A 13,840-nucleotide genomic window follows, 5' to 3' on the forward strand; every position below is an offset into this window, starting at 1 on the left:
ATCCGCGATGAACCTTTTTTTATTAGCTTCGACTTATAATGGTTTTACCTAATTCTTCTAATTTGGATATGTTGATATTCGAACCTTCACGCTTCCGTAGTAGTTCGAAGATCTAGTCGAACAGGAAGGTCTTTTGGCTTTCTATATGTGGAATATTTAAGCTGTTACTTCTTGCCTTGGATGATATTTGACCGTAGATGTGTAAGTACTTACTTATCCCAGCCTCTTTTATAAACAATCAACAGCACAATCCCCACTTCTTTATGAGAATTATTCTCAATATTTTGTTACATTTTGGTCGTTATTACTAAAAGGCAACAAATATGGATATTTCCCGTCGTAAGTTTATTCAATCATCTCTCGCTATATCTGCACTAACTGTTTTGCCTGCTTGTTCTATGAAGCAGTCTCTTGATGGGCAAGGTAAGTATGTTTATGACTTAACTGCTGAACCTTCAACAGCTGAGTTGGTGACGGGATTTAATACCAATGTTTTAGCCTTTAATGGACAGATCCCTGCTCCGACAATTCGATGTCGACAGGGTGAAAAGGTCACGATCCGCTTTACGAATAAGCTATCAGAGCCGACGACTATCCATTGGCATGGCTTAAGAATTCCTATCGAAATGGACGGTGTTCCCTTCTTAAGTCATCCACCGATCATGCCAGGTGAAACATTCATTTATGAGTTTACGCCGCCAGATGCTGGCACATTTTGGTATCACCCACATATGAATAGTGTCAAGCAGCTTGGTATGGGCTTAGTTGGTCTTATTATCGTAGAAGAGAATATTCCAGTGCAGTTTGATGAAGAGCATGCACTGATGCTTAAGCATTGGCACATCGATAAACAGGGTCAATGGAAAGACTTAATGATTCCACGACTAAGTGCTCGTATGGGTACTCCAGGAGAGTGGAGTAGCGTCAATGGTGTTCATGAACCTGTATACCAATTAAAGCAGTACGCAACGACTCGACTGCGTATCGCGAATGTCGATAATACGATCACTTATCCTATTGCTGTAGAAGGGGCTGAGGCATGGGTGATTGCCATTGATGGTAATCCTGTAAAGACGCCATATAAACTGACTCAACATAAAATCGGCCCAGGGATGCGCGTGGATATTGGACTGATAGCGCCCAAAGTAGGCGAGCGAGTTAATGTTCTTCAAATGAAGGGCCGCTTTCCTTTCTCTTTATGTGAGTTCGAGGTAGTCGATTCCCCCCTTACTGAAGGGCGTTTATTGCCATTGTTGCCTCTTAACCCTGTACCTAATCTAGATCTTGCTAATGCTGAAGAGATCGATTTTGTGTTCGAGTGGGAAGGTGCGGTATCACCAGTTTCTAAAGATGGGAAATCGATGCCTAAGTTTTGGCTTACTAATAAAAGAGCATGGGAAGGAATGAGCAAAGACAATATTCCTGAACCGTTGACGACTTTAGAGTTAGGTAAGACTTACATATTCGATCTAAAGAACGTCACCCAATACCATCACCCGATCCATATTCACGGTCATACATTCACTGTATTGGAACTTGATGGGAAGAAAGTTGAAGAGCCTTTCCATACCGATACAGTGTTACTTGGAAAAAACGGCCGAGCTAAAGCTGCATTTGTTGCAGATAACCCTGGCCGCTGGATGTACCACTGTCATGTTATAGAACACATGAAAACGGGTTTAATGGGATACATTGAAGTTAAGTGACACCTGTAACGTTTAATATTTGCGCATGCATTCTTAGTTTCTACCCTCGCTTTTATCGGCGTTAAAGCTAGAATATAGGGATTATTGTTTGGGAGGATTCATGGGTCAGTTATCTATTCTAGGTTTTATCGCCATCGGTGGTGCGTTTGGTGCTTGTTCACGTTACTTGATTTCAGAGTTATGCGTTGTGATGTTAGGACGTGGTTTTCCTTACGGTACGATGACTGTTAACGTGATTGGCTCTTTGATTATGGGATTGCTCATCGCCGCGTTTGAAAATGAGATGGTCGCGACGGAACCGTGGAGACAAATTATCGGTCTTGGTTTCCTAGGAGCACTGACTACATTTTCTACGTTTTCTATGGATAACGTACTTCTTATGCAGCAGGGCGCTTTCTTTAAGATGGGACTCAATGTGCTACTCAACGTGGTACTCAGTATTTCAGCGGCATGGATCGGCTTCCAACTTTTGATAAAGTCTTAAAACTTTCTTACGATTTGTTAACAACTCGGCTTGGTTTATCCAAGCCGTTTTTATATACTCGATCGAACTTGTCGGAGTGCCATATGGCTGAGACCGTTAACTCGGGATCCGTTGAACCTGATCAGGCTAATACCTGCGAAGGGAACAAGAGTAGATATCTAACTAGAATCCTTCTAGAGATCTATCTCCAGATCACAACTGTATTTCTTACCGTGATCCCTCTTGTAGCATCTAATCCGTCAAGCATTTTTATCCCTATAAATAATGGCTAAAAGCCAAGGAAAAATGCTATGTCGACTCGTAAACAAGCAAGACTGGAAGCGAAGAATTTCATTGATTCTTTATCCGTACAACCCTATCCAAACTCAAAAAAAGCTTACATCCAAGGATCTCGAGAGGACATTCAAGTCCCTGTCCGAGAAATATCACTCGCTGATAGCCTTGTTGGTGGTAGCAAAAAAGAGCCTGTATTCGAACCTAATGTACCCATTCAAGTTTACGATACCTCAGGTGTTTACACAGACCCTACACATCAAATAGACCTGTATAGCGGTCTTCCTAAGTTGCGAGAGCAATGGATTGAAGAGCGTGGTGATACGGAACTGTTAGACGACGTAAGCTCTGTTTACACCAAAGAACGTTTAGAAGATGAAACTCTAGACGACCTTCGCTACGGCAACCTGCCTAGAATTCGTCGCGCGACAGACAACCAATGTGTTACTCAGCTGCACTATGCTCGTCAGGGTATTATCACACCTGAAATGGAGTACATTGCCATACGTGAGAACATGGGACGCCAGAAGTTCGCTGATGAGCAGCTTAACCATCAACATCCTGGCCATAACTTTGGTGCAAATCTGCCGAAAGAAATTACTCCTGAGTTCGTGCGTAAAGAGGTTGCTGAAGGTCGAGCTATTATCCCTTCAAACATCAACCACCCAGAATCAGAACCGATGATTATTGGTCGAAACTTCTTAGTGAAGGTGAACGCTAATATCGGTAACTCTTCAGTAAGCTCTTCGATTGAAGAAGAAGTTGAGAAGCTAGTATGGTCGACTCGCTGGGGTGGCGATACCGTGATGGACCTTTCTACTGGTCGTAATATTCACGAGACTCGCGAATGGATCCTACGTAGTAGCCCAGTACCAATTGGTACGGTTCCTATGTATCAAGCGCTTGAAAAAGTGAATGGCGTTGCGGAAGACCTTAACTGGGAAGTGATGCGCGATACCTTGATTGAACAAGCAGAGCAGGGTGTTGATTACTTCACTATTCATGCTGGCTTGTTGCTTCGCTACGTTCCTATGACCGCTAAACGTGTGACTGGTATTGTCTCTCGTGGCGGCTCCATCATCGCGAAATGGTGTCTTGCTCATCACCAAGAAAGTTTCCTTTATACCCACTTCCGTGAGATCTGTGAGATCTGTGCGAAGTACGATGTTGCTCTGTCATTAGGTGATGGTTTACGCCCGGGCTCAATTGCGGATGCCAATGATGAGGCTCAATTCTCGGAGTTACGTACTCTAGGTGAGTTGACTAAAGTGGCTTGGGAGTACGACGTTCAGGTGATCATTGAAGGCCCTGGACATGTACCAATGCACTTAATCAAAGAGAACATGGATGAGCAGTTAGAGCACTGCCATGAAGCACCTTTCTATACTTTAGGTCCACTGACGACAGATATTGCCCCTGGTTATGACCATATTACCTCTGGAATTGGCGCGGCCATGATTGGTTGGTACGGCTGTGCGATGCTGTGTTATGTAACCCCTAAAGAGCACCTAGGCTTACCAAATAAAGAAGATGTGAAGACTGGCTTGATTACTTACAAGCTAGCAGCACACGCAGCGGACCTCGCTAAAGGACATCCGGGCGCACAAATCCGAGATAATGCATTATCAAAGGCACGTTTTGAATTCCGTTGGGAAGACCAATTTAATCTAGCTTTAGATCCTGAAACCGCGCGTTCTTTCCATGATGAAACTCTGCCACAAGAGTCGGGCAAGGTTGCTCACTTCTGCTCAATGTGTGGACCTAAATTCTGTTCGATGAAGATTTCTCAAGAAGTTCGAGAGTATGCGAAAGATACAGAACAAGTAGCCGCGGATCAGGCTATCGAGATTAAGATGCTAGATAACCCGCTGGAAGGGATGCGTCAAAAATCACAAGAGTTCCGTGATACTGGCTCTGAACTTTACCACCCTGCAGTAGGTGCAAAAGAAGCTCAATTAGAGGAATAATGACAGTGAAGATTCTCATCCCATCTCAAAATATTGAGTTAACGGGAGAGGTGCAGAACTGTCTATTGGTTGCTAAGCGACAAGGCTTGGCAACCGATGCAGTTGAGTTGGGCGTAAGTCCAACTCAATACTTCTCTATCGTTGATTCTCAGCAGGCGTTATCTATTGGCTTCGCTCATGATCTTGATTCATTGATGGTGTGTCAGCTAGCAGAACTGAACCATGTTGTTGATTACAGCAATTCAGTCGCGCTAGCTGGTGTCCGCGATGCCTTGGCACAAACTCCGAATACCATCTATATCGGTGTCTTAGATGACTCAGCTGCATTGGATATCTGGTCACAGCTAGATTCTAATCGTGCTATCAAGAGTGAAACTCCAGCTCATCAGGAGTTAGATAGTCGTGGCCACTTTGCTTGGTTACTTACTTTGTTGGCGTTGGAATTCCCATTAGAAGATGCACTGGTTTTAGCTCGCGCAGCATCTAGTGTTTCACGTGGAACATGGCCAGCAAACTATCAAAACTTTCCTATTCCCGTTCTCGAAGATGAGCGACTGGATATTAGTGTTGGTTGGGCGCACCAAGGAACATCACTGTCGTTCCCGGAATTGAGTAAGAGTAGCCTAGGACTATACCCAGTGGTTGATGATGTTGAGTGGATCGAAAGGCTGCTCAAGCTTGGAATTAACACAGTTCAACTGCGTATTAAGAACCCACAGCAAGCAGATTTAGAACAACAAATCGCGCGATCTATCGAACTCGGTAGAGAGCACAACGCTCAGGTTTTTATCAATGACTATTGGCAATTGGCACTTAAGCATGATGCTTTTGGTGTTCATTTGGGGCAAGAGGACATCGAAGAATCCAACCTATCTCAACTGAGCCAAGCTGGTATTAAGATCGGTCTATCGACTCATGGTTATTACGAGTTGCTACGCATTGTGCAAATCAACCCAAGCTATATTGCGCTGGGGCATATATTCCCAACCACCACTAAGCAGATGCCATCGAAGCCTCAAGGACTTGTGCGTTTATCTCTCTATCAGCAGCTGATTGATACTATCCCATACACAGAAGAACTCACCGGTTATCCGACAGTTGCGATTGGTGGAATTGACCAGTCGACGGCCGCACAGGTGTGGAGTTGTGGGGTATCGAGCCTTGCTGTTGTACGTGCGATTACGTTAGCCGAAGACCCAAAACAAGTGATTGAGTTCTTCGAAGCATTAATGGCTGACCGTTCTTCAGGTTCTGCTAAAGAGGTAACTCAGGAGCTAAGTCATGCTGAATGATTTCGAATTCATTCGTTATCAACGACAACTCGCACTTCCTGAAGTGGGTGAGCAAGGGCAACGCAATCTATTAGATAGCCATGTATTGGTCATCGGTTGTGGTGGCTTAGGTAATGCTGCGGCTCTTTACCTAGCTGCTTCTGGTGTTGGAAAGATCGTGCTGGTCGATGATGATTGTGTCGATTCATCGAACCTGCAACGACAGGTCGCGTTCAGGGAAAATCAGTTAGGTTCGCCTAAGGTTGAAGCGTTGAAGCAACAATTGAGTGAGCTCAATGGTCGCAGCCAAGTAAGAACCATCAATCAACGAATGAGTGAAAGTCAGCTTGAGCTTGAAGTGATGCTAGCTCACTTAGTGTTGGATTGTACTGACAACTTCGAGTCACGCCAGCAGGTTAACCAAGCATGTTTCAGCACGAAGACCCCTTTGATTTCTGGTTCTGCAATTGGCTGGAAAGGCCAGTTTATTGTATTTGATTATCAGAATCAGAAAGGGTGCTATCACTGCTTGTTCCCGTTCAGACATCATCCACAAACGACTCGTTGTAGCGATAGCGGCATCATAGGCCCAGTTGTTGGCACCATAGGTAACCTTCAAGCTTTGGCTGCTATTCAACGTCTAACTCGTGGTGAGTTTCAGGTCGCAACACACCAACTCAAACTGTTCGATGGCCAGACGATGAATTGGCAAAACCTTATGGTCACTCAAGATAGTGAATGTCCTGTGTGCAGTGCGTCTGTAGTTAAGCATTTAGAAGAAGAAATCCAATGAGCCATATAACGATCTCGATAAACGAACAATCAGAACAAGTAGCACACTCGTCGTCTCTAGCGGACATTATCCAAGCTCTAGCATTACCTGATCTAGGTTGTGTATTTGCAATCAATAATGCGGCTGTCCCGCGTAGCCAGTGGCAACAAACGGTCGTTAATGAAGGCGACGCTATATCTCTTTTCCAAGCTATTGCAGGGGGCTAACCATGTTAACCATCGCAGATAAAACGTTTCAATCACGTCTGTTCACTGGAACCGGCAAGTTCGCCAATAAGCATTTGATGGCGAGTGCTATCGAAGCGTCAGGTTCGCAACTGGCGACCATGGCACTAAAGAGAGTCGATATTCGTTCTGAGCAAGATGACATTTTACAACCCATCATTGATGCTGGCGTGAACTTACTACCGAATACGTCAGGTGCTAAGAATGCAAAAGATGCCATCTTTGCTGCGCATTTGGCTCGTGAAGCTCTAGGCACAAATTGGCTCAAACTGGAAATTCACCCAGATCCAAAGTACTTGATGCCAGACCCTATTGAAACGCTTAAAGCCGCTGAGCAACTGGTCAAAGATGGCTTTGTTGTGTTGCCTTATTGCCATGCCGACCCTGTTTTGTGTAAGCGTTTGGAAGAGGTGGGTTGTGCGGCAGTTATGCCGTTGGGTGCGCCTATTGGTTCAAATAAGGGTATTGCGTCTGCAGACTTCTTAGAGATCATTATCGACCAAGCGAATGTCCCTGTGATTGTTGATGCGGGGATTGGTGCGCCATCTCATGCTGCTCGTGCAATGGAAATGGGCGCAGACGCTGTGTTAGTGAATACGGCTATAGCTGCATCTCAACAGCCTGTTGAGATGGCGATTGCTTTTAAGCTGGCGGTTGAGGCGGGTCGAATGGCTTATCTTGCTGGACTTGCAGGAAAAGTATCTCACGCGGTTGCTTCGAGCCCGTTAACTTCATTCCTAGACGAGTAGTATTGTTATGACGTTTGTTGATCGATTTAAACAGCTCAACTGGGATGACATTGGTATGTCTATCTTCAGTAAAACGGCAGCGGATGTTGAACGTGCTCTGAGTAAACCCAAACGCGACTTAGAAGACTTTAAGGCTCTGATCTCTCCGGCAGCAGAACCTTACTTAGAGCAGATGGCACAACAATCGCTGGCACTAACTCGCAAGCGATTTGGCAATACGATGTCGCTTTATATTCCTTTGTACCTCTCAAATTTATGCGCGAATGCGTGCACGTATTGTGGTTTCTCAATGGAGAACCGTATTAAGCGTCGAACACTTACTTTGGATGAAATTGATGCCGAAAGTGCGGCCATCAAAAAGATGAAATTCGATAGTGTATTGTTGGTGACCGGTGAGCATGAAACTAAGGTCGGGATGAATTACTTTCGACAGGTGTTGCCGAATATCAAAAAGCAATTCAACTACCTTGCGATGGAAGTGCAGCCGCTTGACCAACAAGATTACGCAGAACTTAAAACGCTTGGTTTAGATGCGGTGATGGTTTATCAGGAGACCTATCAACCAAGGACCTACGCTGAGCATCATCTACGTGGTAATAAAATGGATTTTGAATATCGTCTTGAAACCCCTGATCGCTTGGCAAAGGCGGGGATCGATAAGATAGGTATTGGTGCCTTGATTGGTTTGGAAGATTGGCGAACCGACTGCTTTTTTGTTGCTGCCCACTTAGATTACTTAGAGCGTACTTATTGGCAAACACGTTACTCAATTTCGTTCCCGCGTCTTCGTCCGTGTGAGGGTGGAGACTCTAGTGGAGGATTACAGCCTAAATCAGTCATGAACGACAAACAATTGGTTCAGCTTATCTGCGCATATCGACTCTTGAATCCTGAAGTCGAGCTATCTCTATCTACTCGTGAGTCTGCAACCTTCCGCGACAATGTGTTGCCATTGGGAATCACCAGTATGTCGGCTGCGTCAAAAACCCAACCCGGTGGTTATGCTTCTGGTGAAGAAGAACTTGAGCAGTTTGAGATAAGCGACGAGAGAAGTGCTGCTGATGTTGAGTCAATGATCCGACAGCGAGGTTTCGATCCAGTGTGGCGAGACTGGCACAGTGCCTATTCTGGTTAATCAACATATTGGTTGATGTTCCACGTGAAACATCGATGTAATGATGCAGGGAAATAAAAACGGCTACCTTTGGGTAGCCGCTTTGCTATTTGCTATTTAACTTATTAACCGAGCAAGCTCGTTTTGGGTCAGTTAAGCGCTTAGCGAAGCATTAAGCGTGAGCCAATGGAGTTGTCGATTGGCGTAACCATTCCAATGTATCACCTTCAACTAATGGGCTAACGTCGTTCCATACCTTCTGATGGTAGTCGTTCAGCCACGCCAGTTCAGGTCGTGTTAGCAAATCAACATTGATGTTGCGCTTATCGATAGGGCAACGAGTTAGCGACTCAAACGTTAGTACTGAAAAATCACCTTGAGTTGGCAGTTCAACCACGAGCTCTAGGTTTTCGATTCGAATACCAAACTCATCAGCACGGTAGTAACCCGGCTCGTTTGATAACACCATGCCTTCAACAAGCGGCACGTCGATTAGCTTCTTAGAGATACTTTGTGGTCCTTCATGAACACTTAAGAAATGACCAACACCGTGACCAGTACCATGATCGTAATCGAAGCCTTCTGCCCATAAGTGCTGACGCGCTAGGATATCAAGTTGGAAACCACGAGTACCTTGTGGGAAACGCGCACGTGCGATGCCGATGTGACCTTTAAGCGCTAACGTGAACTGCTGAATCATTTCGTCACTTGGTTGGCCAATCGCGATAGTACGAGTGATGTCGGTTGTACCATCTAAGTACTGACCGCCTGAATCGACTAGGTACAGAGTATTCAGTTCTAGCTGACCAGGTTCAGGTTGGTTCTCGTGGTTGTAGTGACACATTGCAGCGTTGCCACCTGCTGCTGAAATTGTGTCAAAACTTAAGTCCATCAGCGTTGGGTCTTGCTCACGGAACAATTGTACTTTGTCAGCTAATACCGCTTCGTTGTGTAGGTTACCTTGTGCGACTTCTGCATCAATCCAAGACAGGAATTTCGCCATCGCGACGCCATCTCGAATGTGACACGCTTTCATGCCGGCAATTTCAGTTGCGTTCTTAGCAGCTTTTGGCATTAAGCATGGGTCTGCTGCTTCAATGATATGAGCACCAGCATTTTGTAGAACCAACGTGTACCAAGCATTACTGGTACCTGAATCGACAGATACATTTTTGCCTGTTAAAGATTGAAGGCGCGCTTCAAGCTCTGATGGGTGAGAAACTCGAATACCATTACCAACGTGTGCTTCAAAGCCTGCTGGGATGCGTGCTGGGTCTAGGAAGAAATCGACGCTTTCATCGGCGTGGATGATCGCGTTGGATAACACAACAGGTAGGCGAGATACGTCCAAGCCACGAATGTTAAGCAACCAACAGATAGAATCGAGCTCGGTAAGGATAGCGGCGTCCGCACCTTTTGCTTTTAGTAAACCAGCAATCTCCGCACGTTTGCTTTCACTTGATTGACCAACGGCATTTGTTGCCATTAGGCGAACATCAGATACAACAGGCTCAGGACGGTCAGACCAAAGCTCATCAATCGGGTTTGCTGATAACGTTGTTAGCTCAACTTTCTCTGCTAGTTTTGCTTGTGCGCCTTTCAACCAAGCAGCGGTGTGCATGCGTGGGTCGAATGCAACCTTACTGCCTTGTGGCAATGAATTGATGATCCAATCTAAAGTTGGTTCTTCAATAAGGTGGCGATACTCAAATAACTCTGCTGGTACCTGCTTACGAACCTGAACGGTGTAGCGACCATCTACAAAAATAGCAGCAGTTTCACGAGTGATAACAGCGGCACCTGCAGAGCCAGTGAAACCTGTTAACCAGTGAAGTCGCTCGTTATGAGCGGGAACGTATTCACCTAGATATTCGTCTTCATGTGGAATGATAACGGCATCTAGGGTGTTTGTTTCAAGCCAAGCTCGAACCGCAGCAACGCGTTCAGCAGTGATATTGTGCATCTGTGTTTTATCCTTATTGTTAGGGTCCTTGTTAACACTCACAGTCGATGTACATGCGAGGGGACTTATTAGGTCAATAAGCTAGCGCTTTTGTTCGTTTGCTGCAAACGCTGTACGCCATTTTTATCTAAGGTGCAGAGTTTTTTCTTTGATGATATCTCGCAACCAAGTTAAGGCTGGGTCATTTTCTCTGTCACGATGCCAAAACAAAGTGTATGCCATCGGTGGGAATTCCATTGGTAAAGGTACAACCACTAAGTCGAGTTGTTTGGCGACAAGATAAGTAAAGTGGCTTGGTGCGGTAAACACAAAGTCGGTGTAGGTACACAGGCTTGCAGCGCTATTGAAGTCTGGAACAGAAATAGCGATATCACGTTGGTGACCAAGGTCGGCAAGTTTGTAGTCGAGCAGCCATCGATCGTTCCCATCACATCTTACTTGTACATGACGCTGCGCAAGGTAGGTTCCCAAATCCCATTTACCACTTAGAGCAGGGTGGTTGCGTCTTAACACACACATTTGTGCATCGCGATAGATCTCTTGTTCGCAGATGTCGTCTGGCGGCAGCATAGTTAAGCGCGCGTCGTTGATGTCGATGTCTTTGCCTGTGAGTCCGATATCTAGCTCACCAAGCTGCAGCTTCTTAAAGGTTTGTTCTGTCCACGCGTGGGTGTTGATATTGACTTTAGGTGCTTGTCGAAATATCGCCGGTAAGAAATGAGGAAGAATCAGTGGGTACACACTCTCAACGGCAGCAATGTGAAAGCTGTGGTCACTATTGTTGGGAATGAATGTCTCAGGCTGAGTGAGAACATCAAGTTGGTTGATCAACGTTTCTAACCGAGGCTTAAGGAAAACAGCTTTCGGTGTTGGACGTAGGCCATGAGCACTTCGTGTGAAAAGGGGGTCATTAAATTGTTCACGAAGCTTGGCTAGCGACTTACTCACAGCCGATTGACTCAAGCACAATCGATGCGCAGTGCGAGTGACACTCAGCTCTTCCATCAGCACCTGCAAGCAAACTAGTAGATTGAGGTCGAGGCGTGATAGTTTCTCGATATTCATGTGAGTTTCCTATTTGGAATAATGCTAATGAGTATATGCCATTTTTGTTCATATCTTTAGTTGGTTATTATGCACCTAAATTAACTCATTCGGAGAATCTTGTGCCTTCTAACGCGCTTCCAACCCCTAGTAAACTGCAGGTTGCTTTGTTGGCAATGCTGGTTCTATTTAGCCCTCTGGCTATAGATATTTATCTTCCAGCTCTGCCACAAATTTCAACAGCGTTTCACGTGGAACACGCACTAGCACAAGATACGATTACTTGGTTTTTATTCGCCATGGGTGTCGGGCAATTATTTGCAGGCCCTTTGGCTGATAAGTTAGGACGTCGAACCGTTGCATTGGGAGGTGTTAGTATCTATGCATTGAGTGCTTGCTTGGCGTGGGCAGCTCAATCGATTGATATGATGCTAATAGCTCGGCTGCTACAAGGCTTAGGAGCTTGTGCGACTTCTGTAGCAGCCTTTGCGACGGTTCGCGATCTATTTGGCCCTGAGAAGAGTGGCCGTATGATCAGTTACCTCAATGGTGCCATTTGCTTTATTCCTGCACTAGCACCGATTCTGGGTGCTTGGTTAACTCAACAGTTTGGCTGGCGCTCGAACTTCAGCTTCATGGCTGTGTTCGCTGTCGTGGTTGGCACCATTCTGTTTTTCCAAATGAAAGAGTCTAATCCGGCGACAGAAAAGGTCGCGGTGTTCAAACTTGAGCGTTACTGGTCGGTATTGAAAACACCATCATTCATCTTCCATGCAACCTTATGCTTGATGGCGATGGCGGTCATTCTTGCTTACGTTACCTCTGCACCTGTTGTGCTGATGGAAAACCTAGGTTTGACGATGAATGAGTTTACATTCTGGTTTGGCATCAACGCGGTTATCAACATCACGGCTGCATTCACTGCGCCGAAGTTTATGGATCGTTTTGGTACTTACAAAGCATTGGTTGTCGGTATTTCAACGCTTGGCTTAGCGGGTGTGGTTATGTTGGTGCTTGCTGAGCATGCTAGCGCGATCGCATTCATGCTGCCGATTTTCCTATCTTCAGTTGGCTTCGCTTGGATTCTTGGTGCCGCAGCCGGTAAGGCACTTGAACCTTTTGGTGACCGTGCGGGTACCGCAGCTGCGTTGCTTGGCTTGTTCCAAATGAGCGGTTCAGGACTGCTTGTTGGTACGATGCAACGTCTTGATTTAACGTCTCAAGTGATGATTGCTCTGCAAATGTTCCTTATTGTTCCTGCATTGTTAGTGCTTGCGAGCAAAGCGGGTAAGTCGTGGCACACGACGTTTGCTAAGGCATAAGTCTCAAGGGTGACAAAATATACAAATGGCGGTTTGCGAAACGTTAAAACATGGTATATTTGTCACTCATTGAAACGTTAGTCCCCAACGGAAAATACTGTAATGTCATTAACAACCTACGAAATGGCGCGCATCTTAGAACAAATGGAAGATGCACCTGAAAAGGTCATGTTTGGTAAATTGCTTAAAGAGCTAGGAAACCAAAGTGAAGAGCGTATTCGCAGTGCGGCAAAACAAGTTCCAATTGATACTTTGCGAGATATCATTTACCAATTTCAACGCGTGGTTGAATCTCGTAAAGGTGAACAAGTTCAGCTACTAGCAAAAGAGCTAGCCGAGCAAGGTATCTCTGCTGAAGAGCTACAAGCTTTTCTAAACAAGTAGTTTATTCCAGATAAAAAGAAACCACTCAATTGAGTGGTTTTTTGCATTTTGGACCTATGTAAATTTAGAGGCTATGGAAAAGAGCTTTAGCTTTTGAACTGCGCTTTTAAGATTCTATCCAATGAAAATGGTCCTGCTCCCCATACCACGACGATAAGAATCATTAATCCCCAAAGCTGATGATCATAGAAGCCTTGCGCCCACAATACAGGGTATGACACGACGGCCATGATATTGAAAACGAACAGCACTGCAGCCATTGGTCGGGTTAACAAGCCAAGCGCTAAGAATACCGGCAAAATCAATTCAGCTGCGGTACCCATGTAAGCGGCCAATTCCCAAGGCAAAAGAGGCACTTGGTATTCCAATTCAAACAAGTAAAGGGTGCTATCCCAAGTGGCTAGTTTGGTGAGTCCTGAATTAAAGAAGACCCATGCCACCCATAGGCGACAAAACAGAAGTAGTACGGGAACAAAAAGTGCCTGTGATTTCTCAATCAAACTGTCGTATTGAGCCATCATGTTCGTGACTGTGTTGTTATCCATA

13 protein-coding genes and 1 riboswitch are annotated in these 13,840 nt (G+C 45.3%); of the genes, 10 read left to right on the top strand and 3 right to left on the bottom strand.

Features of this window, described 5'->3' with window-relative positions:
- Positions 1–323: 323 nt before the first annotated feature.
- From AB4307_RS16760 to thiH, 8 genes are all read left to right on the top strand, one after another.
- Positions 324–1,706, top strand: a complete 1,383-nt coding sequence (locus AB4307_RS16760; RefSeq protein ID WP_372132633.1) for a multicopper oxidase family protein — start codon at positions 324–326, stop codon at positions 1,704–1,706.
- Positions 1,707–1,806: 100 nt separating this feature from the next.
- Positions 1,807–2,190 (top strand): fluoride efflux transporter CrcB, encoded by a 384-nt coding sequence (gene crcB / locus AB4307_RS16765; protein ID WP_372132636.1) that lies wholly within the window; start codon positions 1,807–1,809, stop codon positions 2,188–2,190.
- Positions 2,191–2,252: 62 nt separating this feature from the next.
- Positions 2,253–2,351, top strand: a riboswitch (TPP riboswitch).
- 129 nt (positions 2,352–2,480) lie between these two features.
- A complete protein-coding gene (gene thiC, locus AB4307_RS16770) occupies positions 2,481–4,430 on the top strand; it encodes a phosphomethylpyrimidine synthase ThiC (RefSeq protein ID WP_372132638.1) in 1,950 nt (649 codons plus the stop codon).
- Complete coding sequence (locus AB4307_RS16775) at positions 4,430–5,722, top strand: thiamine phosphate synthase (RefSeq protein WP_372132641.1); 1,293 nt, start codon at positions 4,430–4,432, stop codon at positions 5,720–5,722. The genes thiC and AB4307_RS16775 overlap by 1 nt, the downstream gene beginning before the upstream one ends.
- On the top strand, positions 5,712–6,494 hold the full coding sequence (locus AB4307_RS16780; RefSeq protein WP_372132643.1) for a HesA/MoeB/ThiF family protein: 783 nt from the start codon (positions 5,712–5,714) through the stop codon (positions 6,492–6,494). The genes AB4307_RS16775 and AB4307_RS16780 overlap by 11 nt, the downstream gene beginning before the upstream one ends.
- Positions 6,491–6,700, top strand: a complete 210-nt coding sequence (gene thiS / locus AB4307_RS16785) for a sulfur carrier protein ThiS (protein WP_372132646.1) — start codon at positions 6,491–6,493, stop codon at positions 6,698–6,700. The genes AB4307_RS16780 and thiS overlap by 4 nt, the downstream gene beginning before the upstream one ends.
- 2 nt (positions 6,701–6,702) lie before the next feature.
- On the top strand, positions 6,703–7,467 hold the full coding sequence (locus AB4307_RS16790) for a thiazole synthase (RefSeq protein WP_012605073.1): 765 nt from the start codon (positions 6,703–6,705) through the stop codon (positions 7,465–7,467).
- A 7-nt stretch (positions 7,468–7,474) separates the two neighbouring features.
- Positions 7,475–8,602 carry a 2-iminoacetate synthase ThiH gene (thiH, locus tag AB4307_RS16795; protein ID WP_065679807.1) on the top strand — a complete coding sequence of 376 codons (1,128 nt, stop codon included), beginning with the start codon at positions 7,475–7,477 and terminating at the stop codon, positions 8,600–8,602.
- Positions 8,603–8,753: 151 nt separating this feature from the next.
- On the opposite strand, the gene AB4307_RS16800 is transcribed toward thiH, so the two are convergent.
- Together AB4307_RS16800 and AB4307_RS16805 are read right to left on the bottom strand one after the other, a co-directional pair.
- Positions 8,754–10,544 carry an aminopeptidase P family protein gene (locus AB4307_RS16800; RefSeq protein WP_372132650.1) on the bottom strand — a complete coding sequence of 597 codons (1,791 nt, stop codon included), beginning with the start codon at positions 10,542–10,544 and terminating at the stop codon, positions 8,754–8,756.
- 123 nt (positions 10,545–10,667) lie between these two features.
- On the bottom strand, positions 10,668–11,609 hold the full coding sequence (locus AB4307_RS16805) for a LysR substrate-binding domain-containing protein (RefSeq protein ID WP_004736656.1): 942 nt from the start codon (positions 11,607–11,609) through the stop codon (positions 10,668–10,670).
- A gap of 101 nt (positions 11,610–11,710) precedes the next feature.
- Here AB4307_RS16805 and AB4307_RS16810 point away from each other — a divergent pair, with 101 nt between their 5' ends.
- Positions 11,711–12,910: a multidrug effflux MFS transporter gene (locus tag AB4307_RS16810; RefSeq protein ID WP_029222012.1), complete on the top strand. Its 1,200-nt coding sequence runs from the start codon at positions 11,711–11,713 to the stop codon at positions 12,908–12,910.
- Positions 12,911–13,012: 102 nt separating this feature from the next.
- Positions 13,013–13,294: an H-NS-like global regulator TsrA gene (gene tsrA / locus AB4307_RS16815; protein ID WP_004736654.1), complete on the top strand. Its 282-nt coding sequence runs from the start codon at positions 13,013–13,015 to the stop codon at positions 13,292–13,294.
- Positions 13,295–13,380: 86 nt separating this feature from the next.
- Here the strand turns inward: tsrA and AB4307_RS16820 are convergent, their stop codons facing one another.
- The gene (locus AB4307_RS16820; protein ID WP_372132653.1) at positions 13,381–13,839 is read right to left on the bottom strand and encodes a DoxX family protein; all 459 of its coding nucleotides are present in this window, start codon (positions 13,837–13,839) and stop codon (positions 13,381–13,383) included.
- Position 13,840: the final 1 nt, after the last annotated feature.

The organism is Vibrio sp. 10N.261.52.C2 (assembly GCF_041471425.1).
GTDB lineage: Bacteria > Pseudomonadota > Gammaproteobacteria > Enterobacterales > Vibrionaceae > Vibrio > Vibrio crassostreae_C.

What these genes read in the sequence shown, in the direction of transcription:
- AB4307_RS16775 (WP_372132641.1), top strand. Translation starts at nt 4,430, where the DNA reads ATGACAGTGAAGATTCTCATCCCATCTCAAAATATTGAGTTAACGGGA.
- thiH (WP_065679807.1), top strand. Translation starts at nt 7,475, where the DNA reads ATGACGTTTGTTGATCGATTTAAACAGCTCAACTGGGATGACATTGGT.
- thiC (WP_372132638.1), top strand. Translation starts at nt 2,481, where the DNA reads ATGTCGACTCGTAAACAAGCAAGACTGGAAGCGAAGAATTTCATTGAT.
- AB4307_RS16790 (WP_012605073.1), top strand. Translation starts at nt 6,703, where the DNA reads ATGTTAACCATCGCAGATAAAACGTTTCAATCACGTCTGTTCACTGGA.
- AB4307_RS16760 (WP_372132633.1), top strand. Translation starts at nt 324, where the DNA reads ATGGATATTTCCCGTCGTAAGTTTATTCAATCATCTCTCGCTATATCT.
- crcB (WP_372132636.1), top strand. Translation starts at nt 1,807, where the DNA reads ATGGGTCAGTTATCTATTCTAGGTTTTATCGCCATCGGTGGTGCGTTT.
- AB4307_RS16820 (WP_372132653.1), bottom strand. Translation starts at nt 13,839, where the DNA reads ATGGATAACAACACAGTCACGAACATGATGGCTCAATACGACAGTTTG.
- AB4307_RS16780 (WP_372132643.1), top strand. Translation starts at nt 5,712, where the DNA reads ATGCTGAATGATTTCGAATTCATTCGTTATCAACGACAACTCGCACTT.
- AB4307_RS16800 (WP_372132650.1), bottom strand. Translation starts at nt 10,544, where the DNA reads ATGCACAATATCACTGCTGAACGCGTTGCTGCGGTTCGAGCTTGGCTT.
- AB4307_RS16805 (WP_004736656.1), bottom strand. Translation starts at nt 11,609, where the DNA reads ATGAATATCGAGAAACTATCACGCCTCGACCTCAATCTACTAGTTTGC.
- thiS (WP_372132646.1), top strand. Translation starts at nt 6,491, where the DNA reads ATGAGCCATATAACGATCTCGATAAACGAACAATCAGAACAAGTAGCA.
- tsrA (WP_004736654.1), top strand. Translation starts at nt 13,013, where the DNA reads ATGTCATTAACAACCTACGAAATGGCGCGCATCTTAGAACAAATGGAA.